This is a genomic window from Rufibacter radiotolerans, assembly GCF_001078055.1.
GTDB classification, from domain to species: domain Bacteria; phylum Bacteroidota; class Bacteroidia; order Cytophagales; family Hymenobacteraceae; genus Nibribacter; species Nibribacter radiotolerans.
The window spans coordinates 3,012,367-3,027,488 of record NZ_CP010777.1; the positions used below are offsets into that span (position 1 = coordinate 3,012,367).

Below are 15,122 nucleotides of genomic sequence, written 5' to 3' on the forward strand. Positions count from 1 at the left end.
CTTTTTTTGTTCTGTATTCTGGGTCCTTGTAAGGCAGCGGGAAACCTAGGCGTGAAGCAGGTCAAGCGCCCGAAGACGGGTCTCTTTGTCTGTTTCCACGAAGTCCGCCAGCGAAGGCTCGGCAATATACGCAACTTTAGCGAGACAGTCAGAGATGAGGTCAGACATCTCCAAAAAGCCCACCTCCTCGCGCAGGAAGGCTGCCACGGCCACCTCATTGGCGGCATTGAGCACGCAAGGCGCGTTCCCGCCTTTCTCCATGGCGGCAAAGGCCAATCCCAGATTTCTAAAAGTCTCCAGGTCTGGCTGCTCAAACGTAAGCTGCGGGTAATTGAGGAAATTGAACCGCGGGAAATCAGACTTAAGCCGGTTGGGATAATTGAGCGCATACTGGATGGGCAGTTTCATGTCTGGCAAGCCCATCTGCGCCTTCAAAGAACCGTCTTCAAACTGAACGAGAGAATGCACGATAGATTGCGGGTGCACCACCACGTCTACCTGGTCGTTGCGGAGCCCGAACAACCACTTGGCCTCAATCACTTCCAGGCCCTTGTTCATGAGCGAGGCCGAGTCAATGGTGATCTTGGCGCCCATTTCCCAGTTGGGGTGCTTTAGGGCCTGCGCCTTGGTCACGGTCTGCAGATAATCGCGGTCCTTGCCCCTAAAAGGACCACCGGAGGCCGTGAGGATGATTTTCTCAATGGGGTTATGGAATTCGCCGGCCAGGCACTGAAAAATAGCGCTGTGCTCAGAGTCCACCGGGTAAATGTTCACGCCTTTCTCACGGGCCAGCTGGGTTATGAGTTGGCCGGCCACCACCAGGGTTTCCTTGTTGGCCAGGGCAATGGCTTTGCCGGCCTCTATGGCTTTGATAGTAGGGAGCAGCCCGGCATAGCCTACCATGGCGGTCAGGACAATGTCAACGGTCTCCATCTGCACCACTGAGCTCACGGCGTTCATGCCAGCGTAAACCTTGATGGGGTGCGGCGCCAGGGCCTCGCGCACGGTCTCGTAGAGGTCGTCTCGGGTAATGACCACCGCGTTGGGCTGAAAGGCAATGGCCTGGGCAATGAGCAGGTCTGCGTTGGAATGGGCCGTCAATACCTCTACCTCAAAGGCCTGCGGCTGGGCTTGTATCACTTCCAGGGCCTGGGTACCTATGGAGCCTGTTGAGCCAAGAATGGCAACTCGTTTCTTCATGTAAAATTCAAATGGCCGTTTTGAGGCTATTTCTGCGAAGTTAAGGGAAAACTACGACTCTCTTCCTGCCATGGGCCCTTTCCTTCCTGGTAGGAACCAACTCACGGCCGTATTGTTGCGGACGGCAAGGGTTTCTGGCCCGCAGAGACGGATTAGCCGGCAGGGATTCCTGTTTTAAGGCTGTTTTTGGGAAATCAGGTCTAAACCAGGATCTGGGGCGGGCAGCATCTCTTTGAGCAGCAGCTTATCTATTTTGGTACCGTCCATGTCCACTACCTCTATCTCAAAGCCATTGTGCTCCAATTTTTCGCCGGTGACCGGAATGCGGCCGAGCCGGTGCAGGACAAAACCAGCCAGCGTAACATATTCCGCCGGGTCTTTCTGGATGAAGTCATGCTTTAGTTTCTCATTCAGTTCCTCTACCGGCAGCATGCCACTGACCAAAAAACTGCTTTGGTCCCTTTGGATAAATTCCGGCTCTTCTACCTCATCTGGGTCCGGCATGTCGCCTACAATGGCCTCCAGGATATCATGGAGCGTGATAATGCCTTCCACGGAGCCAAACTCGTCTACCACCACCCCCAGGTACTGTTTGTGTTTTTTAAACAGGTTCAGCACCACGCTGGCGTACATGGTCTCCGGCACAAAAATAGGGTCATGGATAAGGGCGGTAAGCGGCACGTGCTGGCCCAACAGGTTCTCATAGAATTCCTTGGCGTTCAAAATACCCACCACCCGGTCCTGCAGGCGGTCAAATACCGGAAACTTAGAGTGGCCGCTTTCCCGCAGCTTCTCCTTGATCTGTTCCTCAGAATCCTGTAGGCTCACCCACTCCACCTCCCGGCGGTGGGTTTTCAGATGTTTGGCTTTCTGTTCTGAGTAGTGGAAAATATTCTGGTGCAGGTCGGTTTCCTCCTGGGCCAGTACCCCCTGCCGGCCGGCGGTTGCAATCAAATGCCGAAGGTCCTCCTCAGACAACTTCTCTTCCTGGGGTGCCTTCACGCCCAGCAACCTAACCACCAGACTGGTGGAGCCAGACAGCACCTTCACCAGGGGCAGCGCCATTCTGGTGAAAACTTTAATGATGGGGGCCACCAGTAAAGCAATGCGTTCACTATTGCCCAGGGCTATGGTTTTAGGGATGAGTTCGCCTAGCACCATGGAAAAATACGTGATTAAACTCACCACCAGGACAATGGAGAGGGTTTCGGCGTAGGGCGCCAGCCAGGGAACCCGCTGCAGGACCACTTGCATGTCCCCGGAGAGGGTGGTGCCGCCATAGACCCCCAGGACAATCCCGATCAGGGTAATGCCCACCTGCACGGCAGACAGGAAGTCCTCGGGCTCTTCCAAAAGGTCCAGCACTGCCTGGGCGCTTTTGTTCCCGGCGCGGGCCTTCTGCCGGATCCTATGTTTTCTAACGGAGATGATGGAAACCTCAGACAGGGCAAAGAAACCGTTTAGCAGGGTTAAAATGACCATGATCAAGAATTCCATAGCATGGATGATAAGAGGTTATCTCATTTCTGCACCGCCTCCAATAGGCCGTCGGCCAGGGTGCGGTCATTGCTGAGCCGGGGCACCTTGTTCTGCCCGCCCAGTTTGCCTTGCCGCTTCATATACACCTGAAACGCGTCTGAGGGCAAGGGGGTCACCTGCAGGGTAGCCAGGATATTGCCCGTGATCAGGTCATCATAGTAGCTGTTGCGCTTACGCAGGTGCCAGTTGAGGGCCTTGGCAAAGCGCTCGGGGTCATGGGGTGGCTGCGCAAACGCCACCAGCCACTCATGGTAAGACGGGTCTTCCCCCTGACTTACATACGGGGCCACCGTGAATTCTGTCACGGCTACCTCCGGAAATTCTGCCATAGCGTCTTGCAGGGCGCCTTCCACCTCTTCGGCGATCACGTGTTCGCCAAAGGCGGAGATAAAATGCTTGAGGCGGCCGCTCACCACCACCTTATGCGGGAACAGGGAGGTAAACTTAACGGTGTCGCCAATGGAATAGCCCCAGAGCCCGGCGTTGCTGTTGATGATGAGCGCGTAATTCACCCCGGTCTTCACCTCGGCCAAGGTGAGGCGCCGCGGATGGGGCTGGTAGAACTCCTCTGCCGGAATGAACTCGTAGAAAATACCGCTGTCGGCTAGCAGCAGCAGGCCCGGGTCATCCTGCACGTTCTGGAACGCGAAAAAGCCCTCAGACGCCGGGAACGTCTCAATGGAATCCACCTTGCGGCCAATGCTCTCCATCAGTTTCGCCCGGTACGGGGCAAAGTTCACGCCTCCGTACACAAACAGGTTAAAGTCTGGGAACACGTCTTTGATGTGCTTGCCGGTGCGCGACATGATCTTGTCAAAATACATCTGCACCCACGGCGGTATGCCGGAGATCAAGGTCATGGGCTGGCCCAGGGTCTCGTTGACAATGGCGTCCAGCTTGGTTTCCCAGTCTTCAATGATATTGGTCTGGTAGCTAGGCAATTGGTTTCCGCGCAGGTATGCGGGAATGTGGTGGTTCACGATGCCAGACAATCTTCCGGTATTAATGCCGGCCACCTGCTCCAGCACCGGGCTTCCGCTCAGGAAAATAAGCTTACCATCCAGAAACTGAGCCTTCCCCGTTTCATGAATATAGTTGAGCAGCGCGTTTTTGGCGCCGTTGATGTGGTTAGGAATAGAATCTGGGGTGATGGGAATATACTTGGTGCCCGAGGTGGTACCGGAGGTTTTGGCGAAGTACAGCGGAAGCCCGGGCCAGAGCACATCGCGCTCGCCGGTCTTGAGGCGGTCAAAGTAAGGCCGCAACGCTTCATAGTCGCGCACGGGTACCGCCTGGGCCAGGTCTTTGGGCGTTTGAATGTCTTTAAAGTAATGATCCTTCCCGAAGGCCGTGCCCGCCGCTTTCTGAATAATGCCCTGGAAAACCCGTTGCTGGGCCTCGGCGGGCCGCTCCATCCAGTTTTTCTGCCGGGCGTGCACCCACGCGGCCAGTGGCTTACTCAAGAACGCTTTAACTCCCATGTAGACATGTTGCTAGTGACTACCCAATACCTGAAACACCTATTCTAAAGAACGCTGGTCTGGTGGTTTACTTATTGAGTTTGGGTAAAGATAGTAATCTTACGCAAGTTCTGGTCTGCCCCTGCCTGCCAGCCGTTTCGGGGCTGTTTTTCGTGAAACGGCTCTAAAACGGAAGACCAAACCTGATGGAAGCAAACAGATTTATTTCAGGTATAGGAAAAATCGTCTATTCTCTGCCCTGCAAAACCAATTGTCATTTTTTCTAGTACCTTAAGGCTATTCAACCTAACACTAATCTAAAGACTATGGCAACTAACACTGGCACCGCCGTTTGGCAAGGAGGCCTTAAAGAAGGCAAAGGAACGGTTTCTACCCAAAGCGGCGCATTAGATGATGCCCGTTACTCCTTCGGGTCACGTTTTGAGGAGGGTGTTTCTGGCACCAACCCAGAAGAATTAATTGGCGCGGCCCACTCAGGCTGCTTCTCCATGTTTCTGGCCGGACTGCTGGAAGGTAACGGCACCCCGGCTACTTCTATAAAGACCGATGCCAAGGTTTTGCTGGGCAAAGACGACACCGGCCCGTTCATTAGAAGAATTGACCTGGTGACCGAAGCAGACGTGCCTGGCATCTCTAATGATGACCTGCAGAAGCTGGGCCAGAAGGCCAAAGAAGGCTGCCCTATCTCCCGCGCGCTGGGCGCGGTGAAGGAAATCACGCTCAACATTTCACTAAAGGGCGCCTAAGCCAGGCCAGGGTTTAAGAGCTTGCTTAGAATTTTCACTATATTTGCCCGATAAAATTAATGCATGAGATCATTGGCTAGAGTAGGTTTGCGCCCTTCGCGCGACCATAAAATTTCTTTTGGAGTACAGTTGGCCCTGGTGCTGCTGTGGATTATCTACAGTTTGTTTCTGATTTTTACAGAGCCCGGAAGTTCCACCAATGACCGCCATTTTATACACTATGTTTTCATGGCACTGGCCATTGGCTACCTTCTGTTCATTCTGGCCCAGAACACGTCACTGTTCGGGACCCAGTCTTACCTGGAGATCACGCCGGCTTATGTGGTAGAAAAACGCGGGCACTTTAAAAAGAAGGTGGCCATTTACCTGCAAGAGGTGACCGGCATTGTGCTTAATAACACGCTGGCCAAGTTCACCATGCGCGACGGCACCCGCTGCCAGATAGACCTGAAACTGGTGAACAACCGCAAAAGCCAGAACTTGGTAAAAGAAAAACTGATGGAGGTGGCCAAGAAGCATGACATTCCGGTTACGGACAACTCTGCTCCCAACCGCCGAAAATAGACGTTTCCGGCCTGTTTTGGCTAAAACACCCTTAAAACAGAAACGGCCCCTCTTTGCGGAGGGGCCGTTTCTGTTTTAGACCTTTTCTGGTGCTTAGTCCAGGTTAGGCTGCGGCGTGGTACGCAGGTAAGGCTTGATCACCACGTGGCCCTTCGGGAATTTAGAGGCAACCTCCTCCTGCTTCACCGAGGGCAGAATTACACAGTCCTGGCCGTTCTCCCAGTTAGCCGGTGTGGCCACGCTGTGGTTGGCCGTTAACTGCAAGGAGTCTATCACGCGCAGAATCTCGGCGAAGTTACGGCCGGTGGAAGCCGGGTAGGTAAAGATCAGCTTCACTTTCTTGTCTGGCCCAATCACAAACACAGACCGTACGGTGAACGTGTCGCTGGCGTTGGGGTGGATCATGTCATACAGGTTAGACACGTTACGGTCTGCGTCTGCAATAATAGGGAAGTTGACGGTGGTGTTCTGGGTCTCGTTGATGTCCTGGATCCAGCCGTGGTGTGAGTCAAGGGGGTCTACGCTCAAAGCAGCCACCTTCACGTTGCGGCGGTCAAACTCATCTTTTATTCGGGCTACCGCTCCCAGCTCAGTGGTACATACCGGGGTATAGTCCCGCGGGTGCGAAAACAGAACGGCCCAGCCATCGCCAATCCACTCATGGAAATTAATGGTACCCTCAGAGGTCTCAGCCGTGAAATCTGGTGCGATATCGCCTAATCGTAATGCCATGGTCTTATTTGTTAAGGTGGTTAATGGTATGGATATTTTAAATGCGCATTGGTGTGATTCCTTTTCAAGATGTATTGCCTCTATTAGTTTCAATAATCCCTATAGGTTCAGTAGACAAATTAAGAGACCAATTGCCTCAAATCCAACTAAACCCGAAGATAATTATCAAGTTGACATGGAAATTATGAGTATACATAAATATTTATTAAAAGCAGAGGTAGGTGGTTGATGAAGGCGTGGGGAGAAGGGTTTAGCTGCTATTTAAATGAGGCTGAGTTTGTTAGTACCTTCGGTAATCATTGACCGGAAGTGGTGGAGCCGTTTTTAAGGAGGGTGGTTTGAAGATGTTTTCCGGAAAACGGGCTGGAAGCGCAGGCTGGTCAGTAGGAGTGATCATCCCCCTACCCCCTTCAAAGGGGGACGCAGAAGAGGGCAATGCGTGCGAACAGGTCAAGCCCTGTCCCTACAGGGAATGCGTGGGGAATACACCGGGAATGGTAGAGACAATGGCACCGCCTTGTCTTTTACGGATCAGGTGGCAATGCCGCCCGCTCGCAGGCCCTGCGAGCGTCTGTGCCAGCGGCATCTCCCTGTGTGCATCTGCTGGTGTAAACATCCCCCTTCGCACCCTCAAGGGGGGAGTCTGCGTTTAATTGGCGGTGATGCGTTTTGAAGCTGTTTTCCTAAAAACGTACTTAAAACGCAAATCTTAAAACACGCATCTCCACGCTTTCTCCGATTTCCAGTCTTTACTCTGAGCGCCTCGCTTGTGGCCCTGCAACAGCTTTACCTAAGAGCAGATAGCAAAGCGGCCGCAAGGGCAGTGCGAGGGGGAAAGACGGGGCCCCGCGGCCGTGAGCGCTCGGAGGGAACAAATGAAACGTAGAAGCATAAGGACTCAGGGAAGAAAGGACACTACGCTAGCTAAAGCGGAATAGGAAATACCTAAGCGAAAGCAAAAACACGCCAGCAAAGGCAGAAGGTGAAATACCGAAGACAAGCTCCCTCTTCCCCCTAAAAACAAAACTGCTGTTTTGAGCCTGCTTTCGTAAAAACAGGCTCAAAACAGCAGCAAAAGAAATTAAAAGGGAATTAAATCTGATTCGCCTCTTCCTCCACTACCAGCGCGGTGACCTTAGAAAAATCAGAAAGGAAGGTAGTGTCCAGAATATCACAGGTGGCATCGCGCACGCGCTTCATAAGCAGCCTGATCTCACAGGTAGCCTCGTCCACGCATTCCTCGCATTTCTTGTAGTAGAGGTGACTCACGCAGTGCACGGGGGCCAGCGGTCCGTCTACCATGCGGATCACGTTGCCCACCGACAGTTGCGCCGGGTCTTTGACCAGGGTATAGCCGCCGTTTTTTCCGCGGGTGCTTTGTACTACCTGCTGCACCTTCAGGTCTACCAGAATGGCTTCCAAGAACTTACGGGGAATGCGCTCGGCGGCGGCTATCTCAGAAATGAGCACCAGGCCGCGCTCATGTTGCTTCGCTAGGTAGAGAAGCGCTTTTAAGGCGTACTTGGCTTTTTTTGAAATCATAGGGTGTGAGAGAAAACGCGTTATTAAACCGCCTTCACCTTGAACTTCTTCTGCAGCTCCTGAATGGAAGCCTTGAATTTCTTGTCGGTATCAATCAGGTCAGACACGGTCTGCACCGAGTGGATCACCGTGGAGTGATCTCTGCCGCCGAAATGGTAGCCTATAGACTTCAACGAGTGGCTGGTAAACTCTTTCGCGAAATACATGGCCACCTGACGCGCCGTCACAATTTCTTTCTTGCGGGTCTTGGCTTTCAGGGAATCCAGGGTTACCTGGAAATACTCGGCTACGGTCTTCTGGATGAAATCCAGGTTTACCTCGGTCTCCACATCTTCAATGATGTGCTTGAGCGCCGACTTAGCCAGTTCCAGATCAATCTCTTTTCGGTTCAAGGAGGACTGCGCTATTAACGAAATAAGCACGCCTTCCAGTTCCCGCACGTTGGTATCCACGCTGTAGGCCAGGTACTCAATCACGTTGTCAGGGATATGAATCCCGTCACTCTGCATCTTCTTGTAGATGATGGCCATGCGGGTCTCAAAGTCCGGGCTCTGCAAATCGGCCGTGAGGCCCCACTTGAAGCGGGATAACAGACGCTCTTCCAGGCCTTTAAGGTCACGCGGCGGGCAATCTGAGGTCATCACAATCTGCTTGCCACTTTGGTGCAGGTGGTTGAAGATGTGGAAGAACATCTCTTGCGTTTTCTCTTTGCCGCTCAGGAACTGCACATCATCAATGATGAGGATGTCTACCAAAAGGTAGAAATTGGCGAAGTCCTGCACGTTGTTGGTCTTGAGAGACTCAATGAACTGGTTCACGAATTTCTCAGAAGACACGTAGAGCACAAACTTATCTGGGTTGTTGCTCTTGATATGGTTGCCTATGGCCTGTACCAGGTGGGTCTTGCCCAAACCTACGCCGCCATACACCATTAAGGGGTTGAAAGACGTGGTACCAGGCTTATTGGCGACGGCGTAGCCCGCTGAACGCGCCAGACGGTTGCAGTCACCTTCAATGTAGTTCTCAAAGGTATAGCTCTGGTTGAGCTGCGAGTTGAAGAAGTGCCGGTCAATGGCTTTCGACTCAAACGGGTTCTTGAGGAAGCTGCGCTCCGGGCTGTAAGAGTTCACTACCGCACTGGGCACTTTCTTGGTTGGGATGTTAACGGTCTGCGGCTTGCTGTGGTCGTTTCCCTGGTCTACAATTATAGAGTACTCCAAGCGGCCCTCAGAGCCCAGTTCCTGAAACACCACTTTCTTGAGCAGGCCCACGTAATGCTCTTCCAGCCACTCATAGAAGAACTGGCTGGGCACTTGTATGGTCAGCACGTTACTTACCAGAGACAAAGGCACGATCGGCTCGAACCACGTTTTGTAGCTCTGCTCGCCTATGTTGTCCCTGATAACTTGTAAACAGTTATGCCAGACGGTTGTACAGTCTTTTACCATTAACATCGCTTCTTCCAATCCCGCGTTTTTGAGTGTCTAAAATTCCCAGAGGGCTACAAAAATGAAAAAAAACTCTTGAACAAAAAACTTGAACCTTACGAAATATTGACACTATTATTCAAAGGCAGAACAGAGGCCGTAGTGGCAGTTTTTGTTTTCTTCTTTCTGTCAAAAGTAAAATCTATGCGGCCTAAATTAATGCCTGACCAGCCCACTTGGTTCACCAAGGTCACGTGTCCGCTGGAATGGGTCACGCGGTCTGGCTCATCCAGAAACGTATGGGTGTGCCCGCCAATAATCAGGTCTATGCCGCTTACCTGGGTAGCTAGTTTCACGTCATCAATTTTCTGGTACTCATACTTATAGCCCAGATGCGACAAGCAGATGACCAGGTCTACTTTCTCCTGCTCGCGCAAGGTTTTCACCATGTTTTGAGCCGTAGCCACCGGGTCTAAGTATTTGGTATTGCCGAAGTTATTATCCGCCACTAAGCCTGCCAGCTGAATCCCCAAACCGAACACGCCAATCTTGAGCCCTTCTTTCTGGAACACCTTGTAAGGTTGAAAGCGCCCCTGCAGAATGGTGTCTGTGAAATCATAATTGGCGATGATAAACGGGAAGCCCGCGTTTGGCAACTGCTTCTGCAAGCCTTCCAGGCCGTTGTCAAAATCATGGTTGCCCAGGGTGGCGGCGTCATAGCCCATCTGGGTCATGAGCTTATACTCCACCTCACCGCCAAAGAAGTTGAAATACGGGGTCCCCTGCCAGATGTCGCCGGCGTCCAGCAACAGCACGTTAGGTTCCTGTGCCCTGATCTGCTTTACCAGCGTGGCCCTCCGGGCCATGCCGCCCATACCCCCGTTCTTGCGCCCGTCATTGGGGAACGGGTCAATGCGGGAGTGCATGTCATTGGTGTGCAGAATAGTCAGTTTAATGGGGGCAGCGGCGGCGCTACCAATGCTAGGCAAGCCCAACACCGCTAAACCAGCCGTCCCGGCCAAGGTACTCTTTATAAAATCCCTGCGTTTCATTTTAGTTGTATCAAGTATCGCGTATCAAGTAACGCGATGTCTTTAAAACTTAATTTCTTTTAGCGTACCAGGGCACCACACCTTTCTAGGGTCGTGTTTCCTGATACTTGCTACGTGCTACTAGTTAAGCACTTTCACCCGGCCGTCTTTCTCGGCGGTAACGGGCTTGCCCTGGGCGGTGCGTTGCTTTATCTCTTTCATGATGGCATCACGGGCCAGCAAGCCTGCCTGCTCTGTTTTAAGGGCCTTTTTCAGGAAACTCATGTTATCACCGCCGTTGGCCAGGTAATCTGAGATGGCAATGGTGTAGGTCTTGGCACGGTCAAAAGGCTTCTTGTCTATAAAGATGCTCTCCACTTTTCCGTTGCGCATGGTGTAGGTGGCGTTGGCCACCGAAAGAATCTGGGTGCGGGCGGCAAAATCAAACATCTCCTGGACTGTTTCGCCAGACAGGGTCAAGACCAATATTTCATTTTCAAACGGCATGAGTTCAAAGACATCGCCTACCGTGATGGGACCTTTGTCTATGGGGTTGCGCAGGCTTCCGCTGGTGACCCCTGCCATGTCAATGGGCTTCTTGTACACGGCCATGGTCTGGCTGCGGGTCAGGTCGGCCACGAAATTACCCAGGGCAGATTCTATCACGCCTTTCTCCAGGGCTACGGGCGATTGCCCTATCACCTCGTTCATGGTCTGGTCCACGCGGGCGCGGTAAGGGACAATGGTTTTCTCGGCGGTTGGGTCTGCGGCCACCTGCACGTTCACCAGAATATCAGTGGGTTGGCTAAGCTGTGCGGAAGGGGTGAGCGGGCGTTGGCAACTGGTAAAAGCGAAGGCAAGCCCAAGGCCTAAGGCTACACAACGGGCTGAAAAACTATCCAAAAAAAACTTCATGTTGTAAATACGGATTTGCTCAAAGATACGCCTGCCTTTGTTAAAAACCCAAAGCGCTTTAGCCGCCGTTAAACCGCGGTTGGCCGTTAAATAATTCTAAAACCGTAGTTAAACGCCAATCGGTTCCAGTTATAACCTATTGACAATGAAGTAGTTTTTTGCTATACTTGTTTCATACCGGTAGTTAGCCGGTTGTTAATGGTCTTACTGCCTGTACACCCATGTCACGGTTACCTTTGGAGATAGTCCGCCTGGTGGGGCGCAGGGCTCCGGTCCTTTGCCGGCCCCTGTTCAGGACAGGTAAAGACCAGAAGATGACTGGGTACCGGCCGGCAGGAAAGCCTTTACAGAGGCGCCTGCCCTCACCTATTGCGCGGCCCCTAAAAAGGCCGGCTCCTGATTCGCCGCAGGTTACAACCTGGGTCGCCAGCGGGACCATTCCTCTCCTATTCCCGTACCGCGCCACCCTGGGAGTACTTGCTTCTCCGGCGAATCTTATTTTCACCAGAAGTACTTTACGCTTTCGATCTCCGTTAATTCAGTAACCTGCCACCCAGCAGCCAGAATTCATTTCCCGTTCCTGTTACTACCACCTTCGCGCAACTTACCTAACCACCGTCTTAGAAACCATGAGCATTTCTTACCTGCAGTACAGTAAATTCATTCTCCTTAAAGTTAGTTTTGACGTGGACTTATTTGAGAAAGAACTCAGAAAATGTTTGCGGCTGTTACTCACCCATGAGATAAGAGAACTGAAGCGCTGGTGCCGGGCCACTTTTCCTAAAAGTTTCAGAAGCATTATGGGCCGTTGCTTCCGCTATTTCTGGCGCATAAAGGCCATATCCTTTAAAAAGGGAACACCAGCAACTCCAAAGGCAGTCTAATTCCCTAACCGTTCTTTACAAACCCTTTATATCTTTCTGGTCCATCCCGTTTCGGGGCCGTTTTCATGAAAACGGCCCCGAAACGGTTTTTCTTTTTTACACCTGGCTGAACGCGTACGCTAGGCACATTTCCCCCTGTCGGTTTCCTGAATTGCCGTATCTTGCGCCTACCATCATTGAACAGGCCCCGCCATGGAAACCAACCAACTCCCTACCCACCCCACGTATCCTTTAGCCACCCAGGTGCTGCTGGTGCGCCCCTCGGCCTTTGGAGCCAACCCGGAGACCGCCGCCAGCAACGCGTTCCAGCAAGAGGTGCCGGCGGGCGCCGAACAGAAGGTGCAGCAAAAGGCTTTGGATGAGTTCAACCAGTTCTTGCTCAAGCTCTGGGCCGCGCGGGTAAACGCCGTAGTAGTCAATGACCCAGAAACGCCCCTTACCCCAGACGCCATCTTCCCCAACAACTGGATCTCCTTCCATAAAGGCGGCAAAGTGGTGCTGTACCCCATGCTCTCCCCTACCCGCCGCCAGGAGCGCCACCCAGAATTGCTGGCCCAACTGCAGGAAGAGCACGGCCTGCCGTTCACCGAGGTGATAGACCTCACCTATTTTGAAAAGGAAGGCAAGTTTCTGGAGGGCACCGGCAGTCTGGTGCTGGACCGACAGCATAAAATCGCCTACGCCTGCCTCTCTGACCGCACCCACCTAGAGCCCCTGGAGGTGTTCTGCGAGAAGATGGGGTACCGCCCCGTGGTGTTCCATGCCGTAGACAGCAATAACGTGCCCATCTACCACACCAATGTGATCATGAGCATTGGGGTAGACTTTGCATTGGTATGCCTGGAGGCGATACAGGATGAAGAGGAACAGGGCCTTTTACTGGAGGCACTGGTAGATACAGGCAAGGAGATCATTGACCTGAGCCTGGCCCAGATCAAGAAGATGGCTGCCAACATGCTGCAGGTCCGCAACAAAGCCGGCGAACCGGTTTTGATCATGTCAGAGAAAGGCTACAGGGCGCTTCGGAAAGACCAGTTTGAAGTACTCAACCAACTCACCAAAATGGTCCGCGCCGACCTAAGGACCATTGAGGCCCACGGAGGCGGAAGCGCCCGTTGTATGCTGGCGGAGATTTTTGTGTAATTGTTGATTGTTAATTGCTGATTGTTAATCCTCCTAAACAATCAGCAATTAACAATCAACAATCCTATTTCCAGCTTATTTTCAGAAAAACGGGCGTAAAACGCTTTTCCTATTTGCAGGGCAATTATCGCAATAAAGAATGTGGCAAAAACTTAAGGCGTGGGCCAAACGATTGAAGGCCGATATCAAAGCCCTTACCCTGGCGCTAGGCGATGCGCGGGTGCCTTGGTTCGCCAAGCTCATGGCCGGTATTACGGTGGCCTACGCCTTAAGCCCCATTGACCTTATCCCCGATTTTATTCCCGTATTAGGCTACCTGGATGACCTTCTCCTGCTGCCGCTGGGTATCTGGCTTTCCATAATATTGATTCCGCCGCACTTACTGGAAGAATTCCGGCAGCGAGTGGCGCAGGAAGGCAGCCTGCCCCTCAAAAAGAACCGGATTGCCGCCGCCGTCATTATTCTGCTCTGGCTTTTGGCCGCCTGGTGGGTGGGGCAATGGGCTTGGCACCGGTATCAAAGAAATTAAAGGTTTAGCAGTAATTGCCGAAGCTTCTGGGCATCTGAGGTCGCATTCCCGCCGATGGTGTTATTGAAAAAGCACCACACCGTTTTCCCGTCTAACAGCCAGTCCTGCGCCATGTAGGCGAAGCGCTCCAACTCTTCTTCGGGGTAGGCCCCGCGGTACAATTGTTCATGGCCGTGCAGCCGCATGTACACCGTGTCTGTGGTAGACGTGGCCAGGGCGGGCCATCTTTTGCCGGCGCTAATCACCACCAACGTGATATTGAATTCCTCCAGCAATTCCAGCACTTCGTCTGTGTGCCACGAGGCATGGCGCACCTCCAGGGCAAACACCGTCTCTGGGTAAAGCTTCCGGAGCAAGGTAAAAAAGTGTTTGGCTACCATTTCATTGTAATGGAAAGAGCCCGGCAACTGCACCAATACCGGCCCCAGTCGTTCGCCCATCAGGAGGAAACGGTCCATCCATTTCTTAAGCGGTTCCTCTACGTTCTGAAGTCTGCTCTCATGCGTGATGGAGCGGTGCAGCTTAGGCGCGAACTTAAAATGCGGCGGCGTTATCTCCAGCCACTTCAGAATAGTTTTCTCCATGGTGAAATGGTAGAAGCTGCTGTTGACCTCGGTGCAGTTGAAGTGCTGCGCATAAAAGGGCAACATCTCCGCCGATTTGATGTCTTCCGGGTAGAAGATGCCTTTCCAGGCGTAACTGTAGCCAGAGGTTCCTATGTATAATTTGTCTTCTTCGATGTCCATGTGGAGTAGAGACGGAGATTGAGGGGTTATGGTTTTTGAAAGGCTCCGTTTGGACGTGATCTGAAGGTATGCGTCACCCCCTACCCCCTTCAAAGGGGGACGAGAAAGAGGGCAATGCGTGCGGACAGGTCAAGCCCTGTCCCTACAGGGAAGGCGTGGGAAGGTTGTTTTGCCCCTTCACCGCAAGAGAACTTGTCTCTACAGAGGAAATGCATTGGGAATGGTAGAGACAATGGCACCGCCTTGTCTCTGAAGGTATCAGGTGGCAATACCGCTTGCTCGCAGCGCCCGCAGGTCCAGCGGCGTTCCGTGCCAACAGTTTCTCTATGCGTACACCTGCTGGGTTAACACCCCTCTTCGCTCCCCTCAAGGGGAGAGTCTGCGTTGAATGTGAGCTATTCTGTTTTGAGGCTGTTTTGAGAAAAACGTGCTTAAAACACAGCATCGCAGCCTTCTACGCATTCCCCAATTCCAGTCTTTACTCTGAGCGCCTCGCTTGTGGCCCTGTAATAGCTTTACTAAGAGCAGATAGCAAAGCGGCCGCAAGGGCAGTGCGAGGGGGAAAGACGGGGCCCCGCGGCCGTGAGCGCTCGGAGGGAGACCATGAAACAATCCAGCATTAGGACTCAGGAGACAACAGGCA

Annotated in this window: 13 protein-coding genes; 4 read left to right on the plus strand and 9 right to left on the minus strand. The window is 52.7% G+C overall.

Annotation, left to right across the window (positions count from 1 at the left end):
- Positions 1-45: 45 nt before the first annotated feature.
- The 3 genes from TH63_RS12400 to TH63_RS12410 all read right to left on the minus strand — a co-directional run bounded on the left by TH63_RS12400 (position 46) and on the right by TH63_RS12410 (position 4,220).
- Positions 46-1,200 carry a 1-deoxy-D-xylulose-5-phosphate reductoisomerase gene (locus TH63_RS12400; protein WP_048921205.1) on the minus strand — a complete coding sequence of 385 codons (1,155 nt, stop codon included), beginning with the start codon at positions 1,198-1,200 and terminating at the stop codon, positions 46-48.
- A 174-nt stretch (positions 1,201-1,374) separates the two neighbouring features.
- The gene (locus TH63_RS12405) at positions 1,375-2,697 is read right to left on the minus strand and encodes a hemolysin family protein (RefSeq protein ID WP_048921206.1); all 1,323 of its coding nucleotides are present in this window, start codon (positions 2,695-2,697) and stop codon (positions 1,375-1,377) included.
- A gap of 23 nt (positions 2,698-2,720) precedes the next feature.
- Positions 2,721-4,220: a GH3 auxin-responsive promoter family protein gene (locus TH63_RS12410; RefSeq protein WP_048921207.1), complete on the minus strand. Its 1,500-nt coding sequence runs from the start codon at positions 4,218-4,220 to the stop codon at positions 2,721-2,723.
- Between the two features lie 305 nt (positions 4,221-4,525).
- On the opposite strand from TH63_RS12410, the gene TH63_RS12415 reads away from it, so the two are divergent.
- Positions 4,526-4,966 carry an OsmC family protein gene (locus TH63_RS12415; protein WP_048921208.1) on the plus strand — a complete coding sequence of 147 codons (441 nt, stop codon included), beginning with the start codon at positions 4,526-4,528 and terminating at the stop codon, positions 4,964-4,966.
- Between the two features lie 63 nt (positions 4,967-5,029).
- Positions 5,030-5,530, plus strand: a complete 501-nt coding sequence (locus TH63_RS12420) for a hypothetical protein (RefSeq protein WP_156180585.1) — start codon at positions 5,030-5,032, stop codon at positions 5,528-5,530.
- 93 nt (positions 5,531-5,623) lie between these two features.
- Here TH63_RS12420 and TH63_RS12425 read toward each other — a convergent pair whose 3' ends face one another.
- The 5 genes from TH63_RS12425 to TH63_RS12445 form a co-directional block, all read right to left on the minus strand.
- The gene (locus tag TH63_RS12425) at positions 5,624-6,262 is read right to left on the minus strand and encodes a peroxiredoxin (protein ID WP_048921210.1); all 639 of its coding nucleotides are present in this window, start codon (positions 6,260-6,262) and stop codon (positions 5,624-5,626) included.
- 1,092 nt (positions 6,263-7,354) lie between these two features.
- Positions 7,355-7,804: an RrF2 family transcriptional regulator gene (locus TH63_RS12430; RefSeq protein ID WP_048921211.1), complete on the minus strand. Its 450-nt coding sequence runs from the start codon at positions 7,802-7,804 to the stop codon at positions 7,355-7,357.
- A 23-nt stretch (positions 7,805-7,827) separates the two neighbouring features.
- A complete protein-coding gene (dnaA, locus tag TH63_RS12435) occupies positions 7,828-9,252 on the minus strand; it encodes a chromosomal replication initiator protein DnaA (RefSeq protein ID WP_048922817.1) in 1,425 nt (474 codons plus the stop codon).
- A gap of 95 nt (positions 9,253-9,347) precedes the next feature.
- Positions 9,348-10,283: a bifunctional metallophosphatase/5'-nucleotidase gene (locus tag TH63_RS12440; protein ID WP_048921212.1), complete on the minus strand. Its 936-nt coding sequence runs from the start codon at positions 10,281-10,283 to the stop codon at positions 9,348-9,350.
- 120 nt (positions 10,284-10,403) lie between these two features.
- A complete protein-coding gene (locus tag TH63_RS12445) occupies positions 10,404-11,177 on the minus strand; it encodes a 5'-nucleotidase C-terminal domain-containing protein (protein ID WP_048921213.1) in 774 nt (257 codons plus the stop codon).
- A gap of 1,076 nt (positions 11,178-12,253) precedes the next feature.
- On the opposite strand from TH63_RS12445, the gene ctlX reads away from it, so the two are divergent.
- Both ctlX and TH63_RS12460 read left to right on the plus strand, forming a co-directional pair.
- Positions 12,254-13,204, plus strand: coding sequence for a citrulline utilization hydrolase CtlX (gene ctlX, locus TH63_RS12455; protein ID WP_048921215.1), 951 nt, complete (start codon positions 12,254-12,256; stop codon positions 13,202-13,204).
- A gap of 139 nt (positions 13,205-13,343) precedes the next feature.
- Positions 13,344-13,733 carry a YkvA family protein gene (locus TH63_RS12460; protein WP_048921216.1) on the plus strand — a complete coding sequence of 130 codons (390 nt, stop codon included), beginning with the start codon at positions 13,344-13,346 and terminating at the stop codon, positions 13,731-13,733.
- Here the strand turns inward: TH63_RS12460 and TH63_RS12465 are convergent.
- Positions 13,730-14,479 (minus strand): DUF72 domain-containing protein, encoded by a 750-nt coding sequence (locus tag TH63_RS12465; RefSeq protein ID WP_048921217.1) that lies wholly within the window; start codon positions 14,477-14,479, stop codon positions 13,730-13,732. The two genes, TH63_RS12460 and TH63_RS12465, sit on opposite strands and share 4 nt — an antisense overlap.
- Positions 14,480-15,122 lie beyond the last annotated feature (643 nt).

Bases quoted from the DNA above. Each gene is read 5' to 3' on its own strand.
- TH63_RS12415 (WP_048921208.1), top strand. From the start codon at position 4,526: ATGGCAACTAACACTGGCACCGCCGTTTGGCAAGGAGGCCTTAAAGAA.
- dnaA (WP_048922817.1), bottom strand. From the start codon at position 9,252: ATGGTAAAAGACTGTACAACCGTCTGGCATAACTGTTTACAAGTTATC.
- TH63_RS12400 (WP_048921205.1), bottom strand. From the start codon at position 1,200: ATGAAGAAACGAGTTGCCATTCTTGGCTCAACAGGCTCCATAGGTACC.
- TH63_RS12440 (WP_048921212.1), bottom strand. From the start codon at position 10,283: ATGAAACGCAGGGATTTTATAAAGAGTACCTTGGCCGGGACGGCTGGT.
- TH63_RS12420 (WP_156180585.1), top strand. From the start codon at position 5,030: ATGAGATCATTGGCTAGAGTAGGTTTGCGCCCTTCGCGCGACCATAAA.
- TH63_RS12405 (WP_048921206.1), bottom strand. From the start codon at position 2,697: ATGGAATTCTTGATCATGGTCATTTTAACCCTGCTAAACGGTTTCTTT.
- TH63_RS12460 (WP_048921216.1), top strand. From the start codon at position 13,344: ATGTGGCAAAAACTTAAGGCGTGGGCCAAACGATTGAAGGCCGATATC.
- TH63_RS12410 (WP_048921207.1), bottom strand. From the start codon at position 4,220: ATGGGAGTTAAAGCGTTCTTGAGTAAGCCACTGGCCGCGTGGGTGCAC.
- ctlX (WP_048921215.1), top strand. From the start codon at position 12,254: ATGGAAACCAACCAACTCCCTACCCACCCCACGTATCCTTTAGCCACC.
- TH63_RS12465 (WP_048921217.1), bottom strand. From the start codon at position 14,479: ATGGACATCGAAGAAGACAAATTATACATAGGAACCTCTGGCTACAGT.
- TH63_RS12425 (WP_048921210.1), bottom strand. From the start codon at position 6,262: ATGGCATTACGATTAGGCGATATCGCACCAGATTTCACGGCTGAGACC.
- TH63_RS12430 (WP_048921211.1), bottom strand. From the start codon at position 7,804: ATGATTTCAAAAAAAGCCAAGTACGCCTTAAAAGCGCTTCTCTACCTA.
- TH63_RS12445 (WP_048921213.1), bottom strand. From the start codon at position 11,177: ATGAAGTTTTTTTTGGATAGTTTTTCAGCCCGTTGTGTAGCCTTAGGC.